1 protein-coding gene is annotated in these 796 nt (G+C 53.6%); it reads right to left on the reverse strand.

From position 1 onward, the window contains the following. The coding region (locus B3180_RS15470) for an amidohydrolase family protein (protein ID WP_286845386.1) at positions 1-796 on the reverse strand (796 nt) is incomplete at both ends.

The following is a 796-nucleotide window of genomic DNA, read 5'->3' on the forward strand; positions in this document are numbered from 1 at the left end:
GCAGGTAGACAGTACTGACGTCGGTGGTGTGGCTGACATCTTCAAATATGGCTGGGTTATGCAGGGTGAAGTGAGCCGGTTGTCCGACACTGATGCCCCACTCTAACTCGAGAAATTCATAAGCGCCGTGGGTGCCTGCGTGGAGAATATCCCAGGGTGTCATGCCCTGCGCTTGCAGAAAGTACATTTCGCGGTGAAAGCCAATGCCTTGGTACACGGCGAGGTTGCCAGCGTCTGAACCCACTAAGATAGTAACGCCCGCGGCATTTAGCTTGGTGATGGCCTCGCGGCGATTATCCAAAACCTTGTCGTCTTTTAACCCAGCCAACCACTCGTACATACGCGGGTGCTCGGCTGTTACCGGGTAATCCTCTAACAGCTTTTGTTTCACCAACGCGTCGGTCATTGGAATCGCCAGCACGGACTCTGCTAATGCTTCCGGTATGGGCTCATGCAGCAGTAGCGCTTCATTTATGACCGACACCGTGGGAATGAACGCTGTTTGCTGCGCTTGCATGAGTGCCGGAAGATCTTCAGGCATTGGTGTCCAAGGCAGATGCGTTACGGCATTAGCGCCCAGCTCCGTTGCTGTGCGCAGATTGTCCCAAGAACCAACATGTACCACGGATTTAATACCCAAACGCTGCGCCTCGTTTAAAAAGGCTGTAAGCGTTGCAATATCAACGGTAGGTGCTCGGCCTGCGGTGTCATAAACAATCTTTGCGACGTCCGGCTCATACTGACTTAAATCACGCAGTTCAGCTACCGCTTCGTCGGGTGTGCTAATGAGGCGGGG

Source organism: Idiomarina sp. UBA4206 (assembly GCF_002383015.1).
Taxonomy (GTDB): domain Bacteria; phylum Pseudomonadota; class Gammaproteobacteria; order Enterobacterales; family Alteromonadaceae; genus Idiomarina; species Idiomarina abyssalis.